Below are 18,007 nucleotides of genomic sequence, written 5' to 3'. Positions count from 1 at the left end.
CAATGACGTTTGGGGTATCCACGCAACAATGCCTCACCTTCGCAATAATGACATCAAAAATAGGAAAATTTAATAATATGCCGAGACCTAATTTTTCTGAACCTCATAATAAACTACAAGAAATTATTAGAGTTAATCATGCCGGCGAATACGGTGCAAAAAGAATTTACCAAGGGCAATTAAAATATACAAAATCCTCAACGGATTACGCATTAATAACAGAAATGCTTGAGCAAGAAGAAATACACTTAAATTATTTTATCGATGAATTACTAAAACGACAAATCAGACCGACAATTTTAATATTTTTCTGGCATCAATTCGGTTATTTGCTAGGAGCGGCATCGGCTATATTAGGTCCTAAAACTGCTATGCTGATAACTCAAGCGGTAGAAGAAGTAATAGAAGATCACTATCAAAAACAGATAGATTATTTAAAGGATAAAGATACGGAATTATTAGACAATATAACACAGTTTCAAGCTGACGAAATTGCCCACAAAAACACTGCTATAATAAATGATAGCGAAAAAGCTTTCCTTGCACCGATAATTAGCAAAATAGTTAAGCTAATTTGCCATATTTCCATTAATTTAAGTAAGAAGATTTAATAACAGAAATAAGTGGTGTTGCATGGCTCAATAAAAGCAGTAGTATGTCATTCCCGCGTAGGCGGGAATCCAGGCTTTTCTTTATCATGTTGAATTTATTTAAGCATTTCTTACAAAAGATCCTAAAACGAGTTCAGGATGACTATAATATTTTTCTGGATTCCCGTTTTCACGGGAATGACATCGAAATTGTTTGTATTTTGAGAGGTGAGCACTAGAGTATACAAATTTTTGAAGTTCCATCTGAGTCTATATGAGTGATTTACAAAGACAAGCATCAGACCCTGAATATTCCGTTTGGGTGGCGGCATCTGCCGGCACTGGAAAAACAAAAATCCTAACCGACCGTGTTTTGCGGTTATTAATCAAAGGTGCAGAATTTAAAAATATTCTCTGCCTTACTTTTACTAATGCCGCTGCTTTAGAGATGCAAACAAGGATTAGTAATAAACTCAGAAATTTTGCCCTTGCAGATGTAAGTAAATTAGAGGAGGAGCTTTTTTTAATAACGGGCGAAAAGCCTTTAGCTAGCGAAATAGCTAATGCTCAAACTTTATATCCTAGATTATTAAATACCGATGCCCCGCTAAATATCTATACCATTCATGCCTTTTGTCAAAGAATCCTTAAATCTTTTCCGCTTGAAGCCGGTGTTACGCCTGAGTTCCAAATTCTTGATGATTCTCTACTGCAAGACATTTTTCTGAAAATAAAAAGTGAGATTTATTTAAATCCTACACACCACTCGCTTATTAATTTTTTGCTTAGCAATTTTCATGAAACAACCATACAAGATATTTTTGATGAAATAATAACGCAAAAAATCAAATTTAAAAAACTATTTACGTTAGAGTCACGTGAAGTAAATAACGAATTATCCGCTGCTAAGCAATTATCGCATATGTACGATAATATAAAATCATTACTAGCAAAATATTCATTAAATATTAGCCCAAAAGAGTTATTTTTTACTAAAGACGGTAGCAAACGGAAAAGCATTTTTTCTAAAGAATTACAAAAACAATATCTGAAATTGTTAGTAGAGCTTGAAAATATTAGTACAGAAATTTATAGATTAGACCAATTAAGCAAAGCAGAAGAAATAACTTATTATTCAACTTTACTTATCAACCTCGCACAAATTTTTCTTAAAAAATATGAGCAATATAAGCTAGATAATAATTTTCTCGATTATGATGACCTTATTTATTATACGAAATTATTGTTGTCTAATGATAATATAGAGTGGGTGTTGCATAAGCTAGAAGGCGAAATACATCATATACTTATCGATGAAGCACAAGATACTGCACCCGATCAATGGGCAATTATCAGTGCAATCATTACCGAATTTAATACTTCCGCTAAGTCTAATAGCAGTATTTTTGTAGTTGGAGACGAAAAACAATCAATTTTTAGCTTTCAGGGAGCTAACCTTACTATTTTCAATAATATTAATAATGTTTTAAAAGACAACCTGGCTAAAGCTAATAAAAAATTTAAAAATATTACGCTTGAATGGTCATATAGATCAACTGAGGAAATTTTACAGGTTGTTCACAAAGTTCTCAAACAAATAAAAATCGATAACTCTTCGTTATTTATTTCCGATAATCCGTTAATTTCATCCTTTCGTCGGGTTAACAAATCCCACAACGGCAGTGTTGAATTATGGCCATTAGTCGTTGCCGATAAAAAGGAAGAATTATTTTGGTCACTACCGGAAGAGTATAATAAATCACTATCTTCCGCCGAGCTACTAATTGAAAAAATCACTGATTTTATAAAAGATCAAATAAAAAGCAAAAGAATTTTACCCTCTACCGGTCAAGAAATAACACCAAAGGATTTTATGATTTTGGTTAGAAAAAGAGACGATTTTAGTAACGGGCTGATAAATCACCTTAAACAATCAGGGCTTAAGGTAGAAGGCAGCGACAGGGTAACGCTAAAAGAAAATTTATCGGTAATGGATTTAACTTCAATAGCAAAATTTGTTTTGTTGCCGGATGATGATTTAAATCTAGCAAGCTTACTTAAATCGCCGATAATCGGTATGAGTGAAGGGCAGTTATATGAGCTTGCCTTGAGTCGCAAGGATTGTTCTTTATGGGCAGCTTTATTTGATAATATTTTACTCTACAAAAATATATATGAAAAATTAAGTTACTTGATAGAAATCTATCAAACTTCAAATGCCGGAAATTTTTTTATTTCAGTAATTAATAATTTAAATTTAAGAGAAATTTTAAATACCGCCAACGGAGCGGATAGTGATGATGCTATAAATGAATTGCTTTCTTTAAGTGCTGATTATGCTCATAAAATTGATAATTCTTTACAAGGATTTATAGCTTGGTTTGAAAATAACGACATTAAAATTAAACGAGATATTGAGCATTCAGATAAAATAAGAATAATGACCGTTCACGGTTCTAAAGGGTTGCAATCCCCGATTGTTATATTATGCGATAATACTATAATGCCCATTAACAAAAACAAATTTATCTGGACGGAAGAGGGAGAAGTATTTTTTTCTACGCAAACTAGCAATAGCCCTGATTTTTTTAAGGATTTAAAAGAACAAGAGCAACAAAAAGATATTCAAGAATATATTAGGCTGCTTTACGTTGCTATGACCAGAGCAGAAGATCATTTAATTATCTGCGGTTACAGCAATAAAGCCAAAATACCGGAAAATTGTTGGTATCAACTTGTAGCAAAATCAATTATTGTTGTGTAGCTCGAATTTTTGATGTCATTCCCGCGCAGGCGGGAATCCAGAAAAAACACTTAAAATAAGCAAAATTATATAAAAATTTACTATATAATTCGCTTAAATATTCTCTGGATTCCCGCCTTCGCGGGAATGACATATAGCACTTTTTGCTATTTTTTCTTTAGATTGCCACGGAGATAGCTGTGCATCTCCGTGCAATGGCGAAGTGGGATTGATTTGCTGTTTATGCCATAATTCGGCATAGCGACCTTTTTGTTGTAATAAAGTTTGATGGGTGCCACGTTCTAATATGTAGCCGTTATCTATAACAATAATCTCATCGGCATCGATAATTGTCGATAATCTATGAGCAATGATTAAAGTGGTATGTTGGCTGGAGATTTCCTTAAGGCTAGCTTGAATTAACTTTTCGGTTTTGGTGTCAAGTGAGGAAGTAGCCTCATCAAAAATATATATTGACGGATTTTTAAGGATAGTTCTAGCAATGGCAATGCGTTGTTTCTCTCCGCCGGAAAGTTTAAGCCCACGCTCGCCTACCATTGCATTATATCCTTCAGGCAGCGAGGTAATAAACTCATGAATATGTGCATTGGCGGAAGCCTTTAAAACCTCATCATCGGAAGCTGCACTATTCCCGTAAGCAATATTATAATAAATAGTGTCGTTAAATAAAACGGTATCTTGCGGTACGATGCCAATAGCTTTGCGTAACGACTCTTGCGTTACCTCTCTTATATCTTGTCCGTCAATAGTAATTTTCCCGCCCGTTACATCGTAAAATCTAAAAAGCAACCTTGAGATTGTTGACTTACCTGCTCCGCTGCTACCTACAATAGCTAAAGTCTTACCGCTTTCGATAGTAAAATTTATATTATGCAAAATAGGTCGCTCAGGGTTATAAACAAAGCTGACATTTTCAAAAGCTACTACTCCTTTCGGTATCTGTAATATCGTACTAGTAGGAGAATCCTGTATTTCAGCCGGCACATCTAATAACTCAAACATATCTTCCATACTAATTATAGCATTCTTAATTTCTCGATAGGCAAAACCAAGCATCGACAACGGAATAGATAATTGAAAAAGATAAGAATTAACCATAATTAAATCGCCGACCGTCATTTTATCCTGCTCAATGGCGATAGCGGAAAGTATCATAAGGCTAACTAGACCAAGCGATATAATGACATCTTGACCGACATTTAAAATAGACAGGCTAGTAGTAGTTTTTACAGCGGATTTTTCATATGTTACTAACGCTTCATCAAATTTTTTAGCTTCATATTCTTCATTACCAAAATATTTAACCGTTTCAAAATTTAATAAGCTGTCAATAGCTCTATTATTAGCGACGTTATCGCTTTGGTTCATTTGCCTTGCAAAGGAAATACGCCACTGACTAATTGCGAAAGTATAAATAGTATAAACTAGCATAGTAGCTAAAATAGTTGCCGCAAACCAAACTCCGTAACTATACCACAGCATTGTGCAAACTAATATCACTTCTACACTTGTCGGAATGATGTTAAATAACGAATAGCGTAGTACCGACTCAATCCCTTTAGTCCCTCTCTCTATCGATCTACTAAGCCCACCGGTTTTACGATCCAGATGAAAGCTCATACTAAGGCTATGCATATGCTTAAACACATTCAGAGCAATTAAACGTGTGGCTTGGTGTCCTACTTTCGCAAAAATAAAGTTACGTAACTCACTGAATATTTGTGCAAATATTTTAGTAGCACCGTAAGCAATAACCATGCCGATAATTACCGAAAGAACTATCTTATTATTTAATCCGTCTATTACATATTTATAGACAATCGGCACTAATACATTAATTATTTTGGCTATTAATAGACAAATAAGTGAGACGACAACACGCAACCGAATTTTAAAGTCATTCGGCCATAGATAAGGTAGAAGAGAAGAAAAGGCATTCTTTTTTAAAGATTTTTCAGTCATTATTTAGTTTGTTGTTGTTATTATTGTGTGAAAGCAATGTTGAGTGGATCGAGATTTTGCAAAGCGTTCGGTGTCATGCCGTGACTTGATCACGGCATCCAGTTTTATAACGTCATAAAAAGGCTCTAAAATAAGTCTAATATGGCTTTATTTTTCTGGATGCCGTGATCAAGTCACGGCATGACACAGCCTTTTCTTTAACGTTTGTACACTAGAGGGCTTGACCACGGTATCCAGTCTTTTTATTAAGGTTTTTTCTGGATTCCTGCTTTCGCAGGAATGACATATAGCACTTTTTTAGAGCCATGCAGCAATGCCATCTACCTTGCAACAAAAACTTAACTCCCAAGTGCCACCGGCGGAATTTTTTTCGGCTGACCTTCTAATAACTTATCTAGCCTTCCCTCTTTTTCAAGAGCAAACAAATCATCACATCCGCCGATATGCATATTATCAATAAATATTTGCGGTACTGTTTTTTTGCCGCCGGCTTTTTTTATCAATTTTTCCTTCTGTTCTTCAGTAAAATCCTCAACAGCTATCTCCTGATAAGCAACATTTTTACTATCAAGTAAAGCTTTTGATTTAATACAATAAGGACAATGAGCAAGTGTATAGATAATAATAGTGTGTAATATAGTTTTATTCATATTAATATGTTTTTTTATTTAGTTTTAGGCTATTTTATTATCTAGCACCGTAATTTTTAAAGCAAGTAAATAGATGAATAATTTTTCCATTGTCTCGGAATTTAAGCCCGCCGGTGATCAGCCGAAAGCGATAGATGCAATTGTCAAAGGACTAGCAGCTAAGGAACGCTCTCAGATGCTACTCGGTATTACCGGCTCCGGCAAAACTTTTACTATGGCAAATATTATAGCCAGAACCGGTAGACCGACGCTTATTATGGCACATAATAAAACCCTTGCCGCACAAATTTATTCAGAAATGAAATCGATTTTTCCACAAAACGCCGTCGAATATTTTGTTTCATATTACGATTATTATCAACCTGAAGCCTATATAGCACGGACGGATACTTTCATTGAAAAAGATTCATCTATTAATGAACAGATAGATTTACTCCGTCACTCCGCCACTAGGTCATTGCTTGAGCGTCGTGACGTAATAGTTGTTGCTTCTATTTCTTGTATTTACGGTCTCGGCTCGCCTGACCTTTATTATCAAATGACGATTAATTTACAGCCCGGCGAAATCTATCCACGTGATAAATTACTAAATGATCTGGTGAATTTACAATATGAGCGTAATGATATTGGTTTTGAGCGAGGAGCTTTTAGAGTAAAAGGTGATAATATTGACGTTTTCCCTTCACATTATAGCGAGAAAGCTTGGCGTTTGTCATTTTTCGGTAATGAGCTTGAACATATCCACGAATTTGATCCGCTGACCGGTGAGAAGTTGGCGAAGCTTGATAAAGCTATAATTTACGGTAATTCCCACTTTGTAATGCCGAAAGAAGCAGTACAAAAAGCTATCGTGCAAATTGAAGATGAATTACAGCAACGCTTAGCGTTTTTGAAATCGCAAGATAGGTTATTAGAATTCCAAAGACTTAACCAACGCACACAATATGATTTAGAAATGTTAACTGAAACCGGTAGCTGCAAAGGTGTTGAAAATTATTCTCGTCTCTTTACCGGCAGAAAACCGGGCGAGCCGCCGCCGACTTTATTTGAGTATCTTCCTAAAGATGCCTTATTATTCGTTGATGAAAGTCATGTATCAGTACCACAAATTAGGGCGATGTATAACGGCGATAGAGCTCGAAAAGAAGTATTAGTCGAACATGGCTTTCGCCTCCCTTCTGCTCTTGATAACCGCCCTTTAAAGTTTGAAGAATGGGAAGCTTTTAGACCGCAAACTATTTTTGTATCGGCGACGCCGTCATCTTTTGAACTTGAACAATCGGGCAACAATTTAATAGAGCAGATAATTAGACCTACGGGACTGCTCGATCCTGAATGCATAGTAAAACCTGCTACCAATCAAGTAGAAGATTTAGTTGGCGAGATTCAAGCAACGCTGCAAAAAGGGTTTCGTGTTTTAGTAACTACTCTTACTAAAAAAATGGCAGAAGATTTAACCGCTTATTTGCAAGAATTAAATTATAAAACATCTTATTTGCATTCTAATGTTCATACACTTGAGCGTATTGAAATCTTAAGAGATTTGCGGCAAGGTACAATAGATATATTAGTCGGGATAAATTTACTGCGTGAGGGTCTTGACATTCCTGAATGCGGGTTAGTGGCAATTTTGGACGCCGATAAAGAAGGATTTTTACGCTCGGAAGTATCGCTAATCCAAACTATCGGTAGGGCTGCCAGAAATAGCGAAGGCAGAGTAATACTTTATGCCGATAAAATGACTAAATCAATCGATAAAGCTCTTAGTGAAACTTTGCGTAGAAGGGATATTCAGGAAGAGTATAACAAGAAAAATAATATAATACCGAAAACTATTAACCGCACTATCCATGCTTTAATGGAACTTGAAAAAGTAGATAGTAAACTTCAAGATAAAAAACAAACTCATTTGTTATTTGATAATCCTGCCAAGCTAAAAGCTCATATTGAAAAGCTGAAAAAAGAAATGTACCTAGCTGCTAGCAACCTAGAATTTGAACGAGCGGCAAATTTGCGAGATCAACTAAAAACGCTGGAAGAGGCAGCCCTTGAATTGAGTTAACTCATATAGCGTCATTGCGACATTGTTGAGCGGCTCGAAAAACCCCGGGCGAAGCCACGAAGAGCTTTGCTGCATGGCTCGAATTTTTGATGTCATTCCCGCGAAGGCGGGAATCCAGGCTTTTTTTGTCATGCTGAACTTGTTTCAGCATCCCTTGAAAAATATCCTGAAATAAATTCAGGATGACTTAAAAATATTTTTTTCTGGATTCCCGCCTTTAGCTAGAATGACAGCTCAAGTACTTTACCTATCCACACAACAACGCCGGAGGCATTGTTGCGGGAACGGTATCACAACGGGCATTCTGTAAATTAACCTGGTATACAAATTTGTTGGTACAAGTCAAAACCGGCTGGTCTTAATTTAAAATCAACTTCGGCTTGCTGCAAGACTGCTAAAGTTTTTATACAATCTTGCAAACTAACTTGATTAGCGGTTTGTTTAAAGTCGTTAATATATTGATAAAAAATCGGCGGCGAGAGCGATTTTATCGCTAAATCAAGCTGTTCGCCGTTTGCTACTTTTGATAATACTATATATAAATTTAAATAATATCTAATTAATGCTCGAATCATCAGCACTTCGTTAATATTTTGTTTTTTTAATATAGTAAATTCATGCAAAAAATTATCGTAATCTTTTTTAGCAAAATAAATAGCTAAATCCGTACCGTTTGCCGTAATCTCGTCGCTAATTACAGCTTTTACGTCTTGTAAAGTAATTTCTTGTTTATCAAAAGCAAAATTTATTAATTTATCAATTTCATTACAAATTAACCCATGATCCCCTTTTAAGTGAGTTTTTAAGTAAACAAGTGCTTCTCCCCTGATAGTTTTCGCTGCTTTATTAAATTCATTTAATATTAGTTTTTCAATTTTCTGCTCGTTGTCATGGTAACAGGCAATAGCAGCCAATTGCTCTTCCGTTTCAAAAAATTTTTTAATAGTTGAACTAGCGGCAATTTCATCGCCGATAAATACCGGCAAATGAAAATAGTCGCCCGTAAGAACCGTTTTTAAACTTTTATCAATAGAGTTCGTTACCGATCTTATTTTGATTAATTCTTTTTGACCAAAAAAATTCCGTGAGTTAAGTAACGTCTCTAAAGAAGAAACATTAAGATTTGTATACTCCATAGAGGTTTGTAACATAGCGAATTTTTTGATTAACAACTTACAAATTTTATCTATATAACCTTTATCGGGACCGTAAAGTAATATAGCTTTAATTTTACCGGTTAAGATTAATTCAAATAATTGACTCGTCTGAGAAATATATAATTTCATGAAGCCCTTATATTCTTAGCAAAATATAAAATTAATCTACTACGAATTTCTTCGGCTGCTTGATGTGCTAGTTCTATTTGCGTTTCTTCTCTTTCGACATCAGCAGCATAAGGCATAAAAATTGCATTATATGAAGTAGTTTGATAAAATTTTTCAGAGATTAAAATTTTATTGGTTTTAATATCAATTAATTGATACTTAACTAATTGATTTATAGATTCTCGTAAAACATTAGAATTTTTTTCTATAGTTGCCGGCATACTTATATTGGAAAATTGGGCTCTTAATAAATATTGTGCTTTTGCCCTTTGCGGTAAAATACTAACGAGTCGGTGATAAAATTCTGCTCCGTCAACAGACTTTATCGGCTCAACATCAATAGCATTTAATTCATTATGCAAAAATTGATTATTATAATATTTTTCGTTATATACAGGTTTTAAAGTGCAAGAACTCAAAAAAAATATTAAGCCGAAAAATATTGAGCCAGAAAATATTGAGTTGGGAATGATCCGTAAATAATGCATAAGTTTCAAATTATTTATTATATATATTAATACTAGTTTCTTACGTCTACAACAATTTTCTCTATCAATATCTAAAGTTATACCTTAATGCTCTTTGCTATATAACAATATTATAAGAAATATTAATAATAATCGTTATAGATAATTAATATTTCTTGACATATAGAGATATAGCTTTATTTTGAGCACCTTAAATTAATAAAAATTTTAAATCGATAGGGAGGTGTATTAATATGTTATTTGATTCTTTACTTAATTCTCAAAGCATTAGTCGCAACAAAATTTTTAGTATTATTAACAATGCTCCTAGGATTATTAGCAAATTGAAAGAGAAAGCTTCAAGTTTATTCTTTGACAATAAAAATGAAGCACCTTGTAATAAAATAGTTGATACTGATCCTACTATGACATTACCGGATAACACGGTAACGGGAATAGCGGTTGCCGATAATAAAAAGCATTGTGGAATAATTAATTATAATAAGCCGGCTAACTTTATTTTTTCTTCTTTTGCCGGTAACACATATAAAAAGATTAAAGAAACATTTAGCCCGGATATTGCATGAGATATAGGAGACAAAATCCTCGTAAAGCTGTATAATACTGGTATTTCATTAGAATAATACAAAGGATTTTGTCATGACAAATTGTATAGCATATAGTTACCAGTTTTCCAAAGTAAAAAATCGGACAATAGAGATAAATTTCACTGGAGGTGATATTAGTAGCGATGGAGGTGTGTTGTTATTAAGAGAAGCAGATAAAAGGCTTGGTATAACAGAGGAGCTTGCTAAAATATTTCCTGATAGACGAGATGGTAGTAAAATTACCCATAATATGGCAACAATGCTGAGGCAACGAATTTATGGTATTGCATTAGGTTATGAAGATTTAAATGACCACAATTATCTACGAAAATGTCCTGCTATGCAAACAGCTATGGAAACAATTGATGATATGGCAAGTAGTTCTACCTTATGTCGTATAGAAAACAATGCTGATAGACACTTTGCAATTAAAGTGCATGAACTAATGCTTGATAAATTTATTAAGTCTCATAAAATAGTACCAAAGCAGCTAATACTTGATTTTGATGCTACGGATGATGAAATTCATGGGCAACAGGAAGGTAAGTTTTATCATGGTTATTACGGTCATAATTGCTTTTTACCTTTGTATGTTTTTTGTGGAAAGCATCTGTTAGTTAGTTATCTTAGGACGTCAAAGCAGGATCAAGCAAAACATTCTTGGGCAATATTATCATTGTTAGTAAAACGTTTTCGCCAAGCTTGGCCAGAGGTAAAGATTATTTTTCGTGGTGATAGTGGATTTTGTCGTCATCAGATGTTTGATTGGTGTGATATTCATAATATAAAATATATTGTAGGAATGCCCCAAAATAACAGACTAAATGAGTTACTGAAACCTACAATGGAGAAGTCAAAAGCAGCATTTATTATAACCCAAGAAAAGCAACGTCTTTTTAGTGAGTTTCCATATAAGGCTGGTAGTTGGAGTCATGAACGTAGAATAATTGGTAAGGCAGAAATGACAATGCTTGGAGAAAATCCAAGGTATATAGTAACTAATTTATCAGATAAACCTGAAGATTTATACGACAAAGTTTACTGTGGTCGTGGTGATATGGAAAACCGTATAAAAGAGCAACAACTAGAATTATTTGCAGATCGTACTTCTTGTCATAGATGGTGGGCTAATCAGCTCAGAATGATTTTATCGGGTCTTGCATACACTTTAGTAGAATATATCAGAGGTAATTTATTACAAGGTAGTGCATTAGCAAAAGCACAAATAGGTACAATACGTTTAAAATTATTAAAAATTGGGGTAGTAATTATCCGTAATACTAGGCGTATTAAGTTTTTGTTATCTTCATCATATCCTTACCGACAGGTATGGAATCATGTGATGAAGAAATTAGCATTAGAATAACCTAGATTAGCACTGTTCCCGGTGCTTAGAAAAAATGGGGTAAGGGGCATTACATCTAAAATTTGAAAATAACGGCTTCAAAGCACTTTTTGGCAAAATTTTTACAAAAGTATCATTGCTAATATTATAAATTACTCAATTTCTTACTTTAAATCTCACTTCATGCAATATCCGGGTTAGCATATATTCACACAGCTAAAAATAACATGTCTGATAATTATAAACAAAAAATAGTTACTGATTTTTTTGCTAGTGGCTTTGATAAAGAAAAAATTGAGCATTTACTTTTTAAAACTAATATTACCGACCCGAATGTTAGAAAAGATAATATTAAACCAGATTTTAGAGAAGCTGGTAATAGTGATTTATTAGCAGTAATAAAAACTCATGCGACTCCTGAGCAAAAAGCACTTTTACTTCAAGAATTTGAAAAATATGCTAAATCTACTATTGTAGAGCAATATTTAAAATCCTCAACTGATTCATTAAAAAGAGTATTACCTCTTGCAAATGCTAAATCGCTTGAAGATTATGCACAAACAATGGTTGATATTAAAACTCAAGGAATGGGATTTGTAGAAGCTAATAATATATTAAAGGCAAAAAATCTAATCACTAATGATTTAAACGAAGAAGAATTTCAAGCATTAGTAAAGGTCTTTAATAGTCGTGTGTACAATGAGCTGATGGGCGTTGTTGGTGAAAAAGTAAAAAGTGATGACGTAAGAAAAGATATAAAAGATAATAAAGAATTAGTCGGGCTAAATGCCCAAGCTCAACCTCAAATACAAGGAAACGGTGCACCGCCTCCGCCTCCTGGTAATGGAGCACCGCCACCGCCTCCTCTTCCCGGAGCAAGAAACGTTGGATTAGTAGTAAATAAATATTCAAATATTGAAGCTTTAAAAGGCGGTGTAAAAGATTATTTATATAATAAAGGTCAAGAATTAATAAAATTTGAAAAGAGAGATAATAGAGACGTACCGCTTCCACCTCCTGCACCGCCTGTTGATGAACCTGATGGGAATGTTGGGGTTGAAACTAAGTTAACTCCCGAAGGTAAGATTTACCAAGCTTATTATGCTCTTAAAAATCCTAAAAAACAACCTAACAATCAAAATAAATTAATATCTGCAGAAGAAGATTTAAAATCAGCAATACGACTTCGTGTTAGTGAAATTTTTGGAGATGATAATCCTGATTTAACTCCTAAACAGATTGTTGAATTATTTACTAATGAATCAGTAGATAAAGCTAAATTAAAAGCTGAATCTAAAGATATTTTTTTAAAGTTTAAAGAAGATGAGCATATAAACTATATATTATCAAATACTTCAAGTAAAAATATAGGTAGTGAACAATTTTTTGATAGTCTTTTTGAAGAAAAAAGAGAGGATGCACTTGAGCGTATGACCTTTTTTAATAAAGTGCATTTAGTACAGGATCCTTTAGATGCAAGAATAAACTTAGAGGTGGAATTTAAAATAGGAGATGATATAGCAGCTCAGAATTTAGTAAGCTATATTGCAGGTGAAAAAAATAAAATTCTTAGAGAAGACGAATTAAAAGATAAAAAACAAATTGTTGAAAGAGTCAATTTCTTAGCTACTCATGCAGCAATTTTTGACGCAAGAGATGCACATGGCGGCTTAGTAGAAACTGCAGTGAATAAAGAAGTAAAGAATATAGTTAACGATTTTGATAAAATTTCAACTGCAGATAAAATAGACTTATTGTTAAATAAGCAAGGTGTAAATAAGAGTATTGCAAAAGCCGGTGAGCATACTCAAAACACTCTAAAAACAAAGTTAAAAGAGTGGCTTAATGATAATATTATTCAGCTGCAACTGCAAAATAACCTTACAGCAGCAATAAATACGAAAATAAATACGAATGATTTAAATACGTTAACTGCTTTAGCTGATTATGAGCTAATAAGAAATTATTTTGAAGAATTAGTTGCTGCAAAAAAACAAATAATTGAAACAGCAAAATTATCAGGAGAGATCGCTGCAAGGATTCAGGAAAAAGACATTACTAATGATATAAGTAAGGCAATAAACGACTTGATGCCTGCGGGTTCTAAAAAATTCTCTAAAAAAGAAATAGCTCAATTAATTGAAAGCGGCACCGGTAAAGTAAAAAATGTACTTAAAGAAAAGAAGAAGCAAAGTATTGCTCGACTAGTAGTACCGATAGCCAATGTAGGAAATGGTGCTCCACCACCGCCGCCGCCGCCGCCTCCTCCTCCTCCTCCTTTAAGAAGAGGTGCTATTGCACTGGTTAATAATGAATTTACTAAAGACTTCCGTACTTTGCCAAACTCTGATGAATTTTTAAAGTCGTTAGATAATTTAGCTCAGCTAGAAAAAGAAAGAGCAGATTTTGCTAAGAATAATAAAGCTGACGACAAGCAAAAAGATAATGTTGCTGTTAAAGCAACCACTAAACTTGGGCAAAAATATCAAGATTTAATAAATACTAAATATGGTAAAAAAGATGATGGTAAAGAAGGTGATAAAAAAGATGACCGTAAAGGAGATTTTACAGTAGCATTAGCTGCAAAAAATCAAGGTTCAGATTTATTCAATGGTTTTATTCTTGAAGAATTAGCAGAAAAATTACAAGAGAGTAATCCAACTCTAAATGATGATACAAAATTAAATATTTTAAAAGAAGTTTTAAGTTCAGAATTTATCGGACCAGTACGTAAAGAAAGTTTTGAGTTACAACAAGAGCGTACTAAAATATTAGTCGAATTAGTGCAAGATGAAGGTTTTATTGCAACATATGAGAAAATTAACCTTGATGGTGCTAAAGCTTTTTATCAGGAAGTTGATCAAGTAACTGATGTAAGAATTCAAAATAATTTAAAGAAAGAAGCAGAAAAGCAAAGATTAAAAGAGGAAAAAGCTGCCAAAATGGAAGCTCAAAGGTTACTAGATGTAGAGCAAGAATTGCATTTAGCAGATATTGGAAATATGTTTGAGACTGCTGAAAAAATAGTCGAAATTAAAGAAAAGGCTAATATTGAAAAGAAAAAAAGAGCAGAAAAAAGAGTACAAATTAAACATAGAGTACAAGCAGGTCTTGAAGAAGAACAGCAGCAAAATTTAGCAAATGACGTAGTTGAGGATGAGGAAGTTGTTGTAGATAGAGAAATGCCGATACTTCCAGATAATGTACTACAAAATGGAGGTTTTGATGAAGGCAATGAAGAGATTGATTTTGACGAAGATGACTATGATGATGAAGATGATGAAATAGAGGAAGAAGATCAACAAGCTGACGAGCCGCAAGCCGTAGCTCTGCAGGAAGCTCTGCCGACTAAAGCTTATGAAGAGTTTAAGTCTGATATTACAGATCAAGCAAAGGAGCAAACTAAACAAGAAGAAAAGACAAAAATAGCTGAAGAAGAAGCTAACCCGCATATTGCATGAGATATAGGAGACAAAATCCTCGTAAAGCTGTATAATACTGGTATTTCATTAGAATAATACAAAGGATTTTGTCATGACAAATTGTATAGCATATAGTTACCAGTTTTCCAAAGTAAAAAATCGGACAATAGAGATAAATTTCACTGGAGGTGATATTAGTAGCGATGGAGGTGTGTTGTTATTAAGAGAAGCAGATAAAAGGCTTGGTATAACAGAGGAGCTTGCTAAAATATTTCCTGATAGACGAGATGGTAGTAAAATTACCCATAATATGGCAACAATGCTGAGGCAACGAATTTATGGTATTGCATTAGGTTATGAAGATTTAAATGACCACAATTATCTACGAAAATGTCCTGCTATGCAAACAGCTATGGAAACAATTGATGATATGGCAAGTAGTTCTACCTTATGTCGTATAGAAAACAATGCTGATAGACACTTTGCAATTAAAGTGCATGAACTAATGCTTGATAAATTTATTAAGTCTCATAAAATAGTACCAAAGCAGCTAATACTTGATTTTGATGCTACGGATGATGAAATTCATGGGCAACAGGAAGGTAAGTTTTATCATGGTTATTACGGTCATAATTGCTTTTTACCTTTGTATGTTTTTTGTGGAAAGCATCTGTTAGTTAGTTATCTTAGGACGTCAAAGCAGGATCAAGCAAAACATTCTTGGGCAATATTATCATTGTTAGTAAAACGTTTTCGCCAAGCTTGGCCAGAGGTAAAGATTATTTTTCGTGGTGATAGTGGATTTTGTCGTCATCAGATGTTTGATTGGTGTGATATTCATAATATAAAATATATTGTAGGAATGCCCCAAAATAACAGACTAAATGAGTTACTGAAACCTACAATGGAGAAGTCAAAAGCAGCATTTATTATAACCCAAGAAAAGCAACGTCTTTTTAGTGAGTTTCCATATAAGGCTGGTAGTTGGAGTCATGAACGTAGAATAATTGGTAAGGCAGAAATGACAATGCTTGGAGAAAATCCAAGGTATATAGTAACTAATTTATCAGATAAACCTGAAGATTTATACGACAAAGTTTACTGTGGTCGTGGTGATATGGAAAACCGTATAAAAGAGCAACAACTAGAATTATTTGCAGATCGTACTTCTTGTCATAGATGGTGGGCTAATCAGCTCAGAATGATTTTATCGGGTCTTGCATACACTTTAGTAGAATATATCAGAGGTAATTTATTACAAGGTAGTGCATTAGCAAAAGCACAAATAGGTACAATACGTTTAAAATTATTAAAAATTGGGGTAGTAATTATCCGTAATACTAGGCGTATTAAGTTTTTGTTATCTTCATCATATCCTTACCGACAGGTATGGAATCATGTGATGAAGAAATTAGCATTAGAATAACCTAGATTAGCACTGTTCCCGGTGCTTAGAAAAAATGGGGTAAGGGGCATTACATCTAAAATTTGAAAATAACGGCTTCAAAGCACTTTTTGGCAAAATTTTTACAAAAGTATCATTGCTAATATTATAAATTACTCAATTTCTTACTTTAAATCTCACTTCATGCAATATCCGGGCTAAGATGATTGCAGCTATCGAAGAGGCTAAAATTGCTGAAGAAGCAAAAAAGTTTGAAGCAGCGGAAAATTTAGCGATGAGTCAAGGCGTTCAACAAGATAAGGAAATGATAAATACAACGCATAGTACGGCACATATTCAAAATATTAATAATATTATCAGTAATGTTATCTCAAATAGAATGATGCATACTACAACGTCGGTTGCTGCGGTTGCTGCCGGTGATGAAGATGAGAGAGTTTTAGACAAAGGCGTCTGGATTGCAGGGCTTTACGGTACTAATAAGCAAGGATCGCAAAAAGGTTTTGCCGGTTATAAAGGTCATGCCTTAGGCTGTACAATCGGTTTTGACATCGGTTTTGACATCGGTTTTGATAACTATAAAGATATAGTAGGTATTGCTTATACTAAGCTAGATTCAAAGTTTAAATCTGTCGGTGGAAAATTAAATACTACTATCGATAGCCATATTTTAGCTTTATACGGTCAAAAAGAGTTACCGGAAAACTTTGCAGTGCAAGCAATGTTTGCTTATAACCATAATATTGTAAAGAGTAAAATTAACCGTTTAGGTACTATTACAACCGGTAAATATAAAAATGATAATTATAATTTTGAAACTTTATTAAGCTATAATTATCTGACCAGCGGCAATATCGCCTTTACTCCGAATATAGGTGTAAGATACGGATACTCTAAGGACGGTATGTATAAAGAAGGCGATATCGGTATACAACATTTAACTATTGCTGCTAAGAAGCAAAATTTGTGGACTGATATTTTAGGCGGTAGTGTAGCTTTAGCTCCGCAAAAAATATCTGAAGGGTTAAGTATTACGCCAATGCTTCAAGCATCTGTAGAAAATTACTTTAATAATAAAAGTAAGAAGCTTAATGCTAAAGTAAAATGGAAGAACCGAATAGTAGAAGATACTATAGTTTTACCAAAACAACCGAAAACCGGTTATAATATCGGTGCTAGTGTTCTTGCACAAAAAGGTAATGTTGATGTATTGGTCGAATATAACTGTCACTTACAAAAGAAATATCAAAGCCATCAAGGTTTTGTTAAGTTAAAAATTAATTTCTAAAAACTCTCCAAAACGTTTCAGTGTCATCTAGTTGCTTGACCCAGAAGTGTACGAACGTTCCCGATGTCATTCCCGCGCAGGCGGGAATCTAGACTTTTCTTTGTCATGCTGAACTTGTT

At 33.8% G+C, this 18,007-nt stretch carries 11 protein-coding genes and 1 pseudogene; 7 read left to right on the top strand and 5 right to left on the bottom strand.

Annotation, left to right across the window (positions count from 1 at the left end; translation table 11 throughout):
• Positions 1-77 precede the first annotated feature (77 nt).
• The gene (locus tag AAGD48_RS07090) at positions 78-611 is read left to right on the top strand and encodes a demethoxyubiquinone hydroxylase family protein (protein ID WP_341790762.1); all 534 of its coding nucleotides are present in this window, start codon (positions 78-80) and stop codon (positions 609-611) included.
• A gap of 253 nt (positions 612-864) precedes the next feature.
• A complete protein-coding gene (locus tag AAGD48_RS07085; RefSeq protein ID WP_341789546.1) occupies positions 865-3,354 on the top strand; it encodes a UvrD-helicase domain-containing protein in 2,490 nt (829 codons plus the stop codon).
• A 213-nt stretch (positions 3,355-3,567) separates the two neighbouring features.
• Here the strand turns inward: AAGD48_RS07085 and AAGD48_RS07080 are convergent.
• Together AAGD48_RS07080 and grxC are read right to left on the bottom strand one after the other, a co-directional pair.
• A pseudogene (locus tag AAGD48_RS07080) lies at positions 3,568-5,316 on the bottom strand (ABCB family ABC transporter ATP-binding protein/permease); the annotation flags it as partial.
• Positions 5,317-5,654: 338 nt separating this feature from the next.
• The gene (gene grxC / locus AAGD48_RS07075; RefSeq protein WP_341789545.1) at positions 5,655-5,966 is read right to left on the bottom strand and encodes a glutaredoxin 3; all 312 of its coding nucleotides are present in this window, start codon (positions 5,964-5,966) and stop codon (positions 5,655-5,657) included.
• Positions 5,967-6,039: 73 nt separating this feature from the next.
• Here grxC and uvrB point away from each other — a divergent pair, with 73 nt between their 5' ends.
• Entirely contained in the window at positions 6,040-8,028 is a 1,989-nt protein-coding gene (gene uvrB / locus AAGD48_RS07070; protein WP_341789544.1) for an excinuclease ABC subunit UvrB, read from the top strand.
• On the opposite strand, the gene AAGD48_RS07065 is transcribed toward uvrB, so the two are convergent.
• The 3 genes from AAGD48_RS07065 to AAGD48_RS07055 all read right to left on the bottom strand — a co-directional run bounded on the left by AAGD48_RS07065 (position 7,990) and on the right by AAGD48_RS07055 (position 9,841).
• The gene (locus tag AAGD48_RS07065; protein ID WP_341789543.1) at positions 7,990-8,124 is read right to left on the bottom strand and encodes a hypothetical protein; all 135 of its coding nucleotides are present in this window, start codon (positions 8,122-8,124) and stop codon (positions 7,990-7,992) included. The two genes, uvrB and AAGD48_RS07065, sit on opposite strands and share 39 nt — an antisense overlap.
• Before the next feature lie 215 nt (positions 8,125-8,339).
• A complete protein-coding gene (holA, locus tag AAGD48_RS07060) occupies positions 8,340-9,314 on the bottom strand; it encodes a DNA polymerase III subunit delta (protein ID WP_341789542.1) in 975 nt (324 codons plus the stop codon).
• Positions 9,311-9,841 (bottom strand): hypothetical protein, encoded by a 531-nt coding sequence (locus AAGD48_RS07055; protein ID WP_341789541.1) that lies wholly within the window; start codon positions 9,839-9,841, stop codon positions 9,311-9,313. Before AAGD48_RS07055 ends, holA begins: the two co-directional genes overlap by 4 nt.
• A gap of 639 nt (positions 9,842-10,480) precedes the next feature.
• Between AAGD48_RS07055 and AAGD48_RS07050 the strand changes: the two genes are divergently transcribed.
• From AAGD48_RS07050 to AAGD48_RS07035, 4 genes are all read left to right on the top strand, one after another.
• The gene (locus AAGD48_RS07050; RefSeq protein ID WP_341789277.1) at positions 10,481-11,794 is read left to right on the top strand and encodes an IS1380 family transposase; all 1,314 of its coding nucleotides are present in this window, start codon (positions 10,481-10,483) and stop codon (positions 11,792-11,794) included.
• Positions 11,795-12,000: 206 nt separating this feature from the next.
• Positions 12,001-15,234, top strand: coding sequence for a hypothetical protein (locus AAGD48_RS07045; protein ID WP_341789551.1), 3,234 nt, complete (start codon positions 12,001-12,003; stop codon positions 15,232-15,234).
• A 73-nt stretch (positions 15,235-15,307) separates the two neighbouring features.
• Complete coding sequence (locus AAGD48_RS07040; RefSeq protein ID WP_341789277.1) at positions 15,308-16,621, top strand: IS1380 family transposase; 1,314 nt, start codon at positions 15,308-15,310, stop codon at positions 16,619-16,621.
• A gap of 181 nt (positions 16,622-16,802) precedes the next feature.
• A complete protein-coding gene (locus AAGD48_RS07035; protein ID WP_341789550.1) occupies positions 16,803-17,888 on the top strand; it encodes an autotransporter outer membrane beta-barrel domain-containing protein in 1,086 nt (361 codons plus the stop codon).
• Positions 17,889-18,007 lie beyond the last annotated feature (119 nt).

The sequence above is a fragment of the Rickettsia endosymbiont of Polydrusus tereticollis genome (genome assembly GCF_964026385.1).
Taxonomy (GTDB): domain Bacteria; phylum Pseudomonadota; class Alphaproteobacteria; order Rickettsiales; family Rickettsiaceae; genus Rickettsia.
This window is presented reverse-complemented; position numbering and strand designations above follow the sequence as displayed.

Coding starts and splice junctions, on each gene's coding strand:
- grxC (WP_341789545.1), bottom strand. CDS start 5,966: ATGAATAAAACTATATTACACACTATTATTATCTATACACTTGCTCAT.
- uvrB (WP_341789544.1), top strand. CDS start 6,040: ATGAATAATTTTTCCATTGTCTCGGAATTTAAGCCCGCCGGTGATCAG.
- AAGD48_RS07040 (WP_341789277.1), top strand. CDS start 15,308: ATGACAAATTGTATAGCATATAGTTACCAGTTTTCCAAAGTAAAAAAT.
- holA (WP_341789542.1), bottom strand. CDS start 9,314: ATGAAATTATATATTTCTCAGACGAGTCAATTATTTGAATTAATCTTA.
- AAGD48_RS07035 (WP_341789550.1), top strand. CDS start 16,803: ATGATTGCAGCTATCGAAGAGGCTAAAATTGCTGAAGAAGCAAAAAAG.
- AAGD48_RS07055 (WP_341789541.1), bottom strand. CDS start 9,841: ATGCATTATTTACGGATCATTCCCAACTCAATATTTTCTGGCTCAATA.
- AAGD48_RS07065 (WP_341789543.1), bottom strand. CDS start 8,124: ATGACATCAAAAATTCGAGCCATGCAGCAAAGCTCTTCGTGGCTTCGC.
- AAGD48_RS07050 (WP_341789277.1), top strand. CDS start 10,481: ATGACAAATTGTATAGCATATAGTTACCAGTTTTCCAAAGTAAAAAAT.
- AAGD48_RS07045 (WP_341789551.1), top strand. CDS start 12,001: ATGTCTGATAATTATAAACAAAAAATAGTTACTGATTTTTTTGCTAGT.
- AAGD48_RS07090 (WP_341790762.1), top strand. CDS start 78: ATGCCGAGACCTAATTTTTCTGAACCTCATAATAAACTACAAGAAATT.
- AAGD48_RS07085 (WP_341789546.1), top strand. CDS start 865: ATGAGTGATTTACAAAGACAAGCATCAGACCCTGAATATTCCGTTTGG.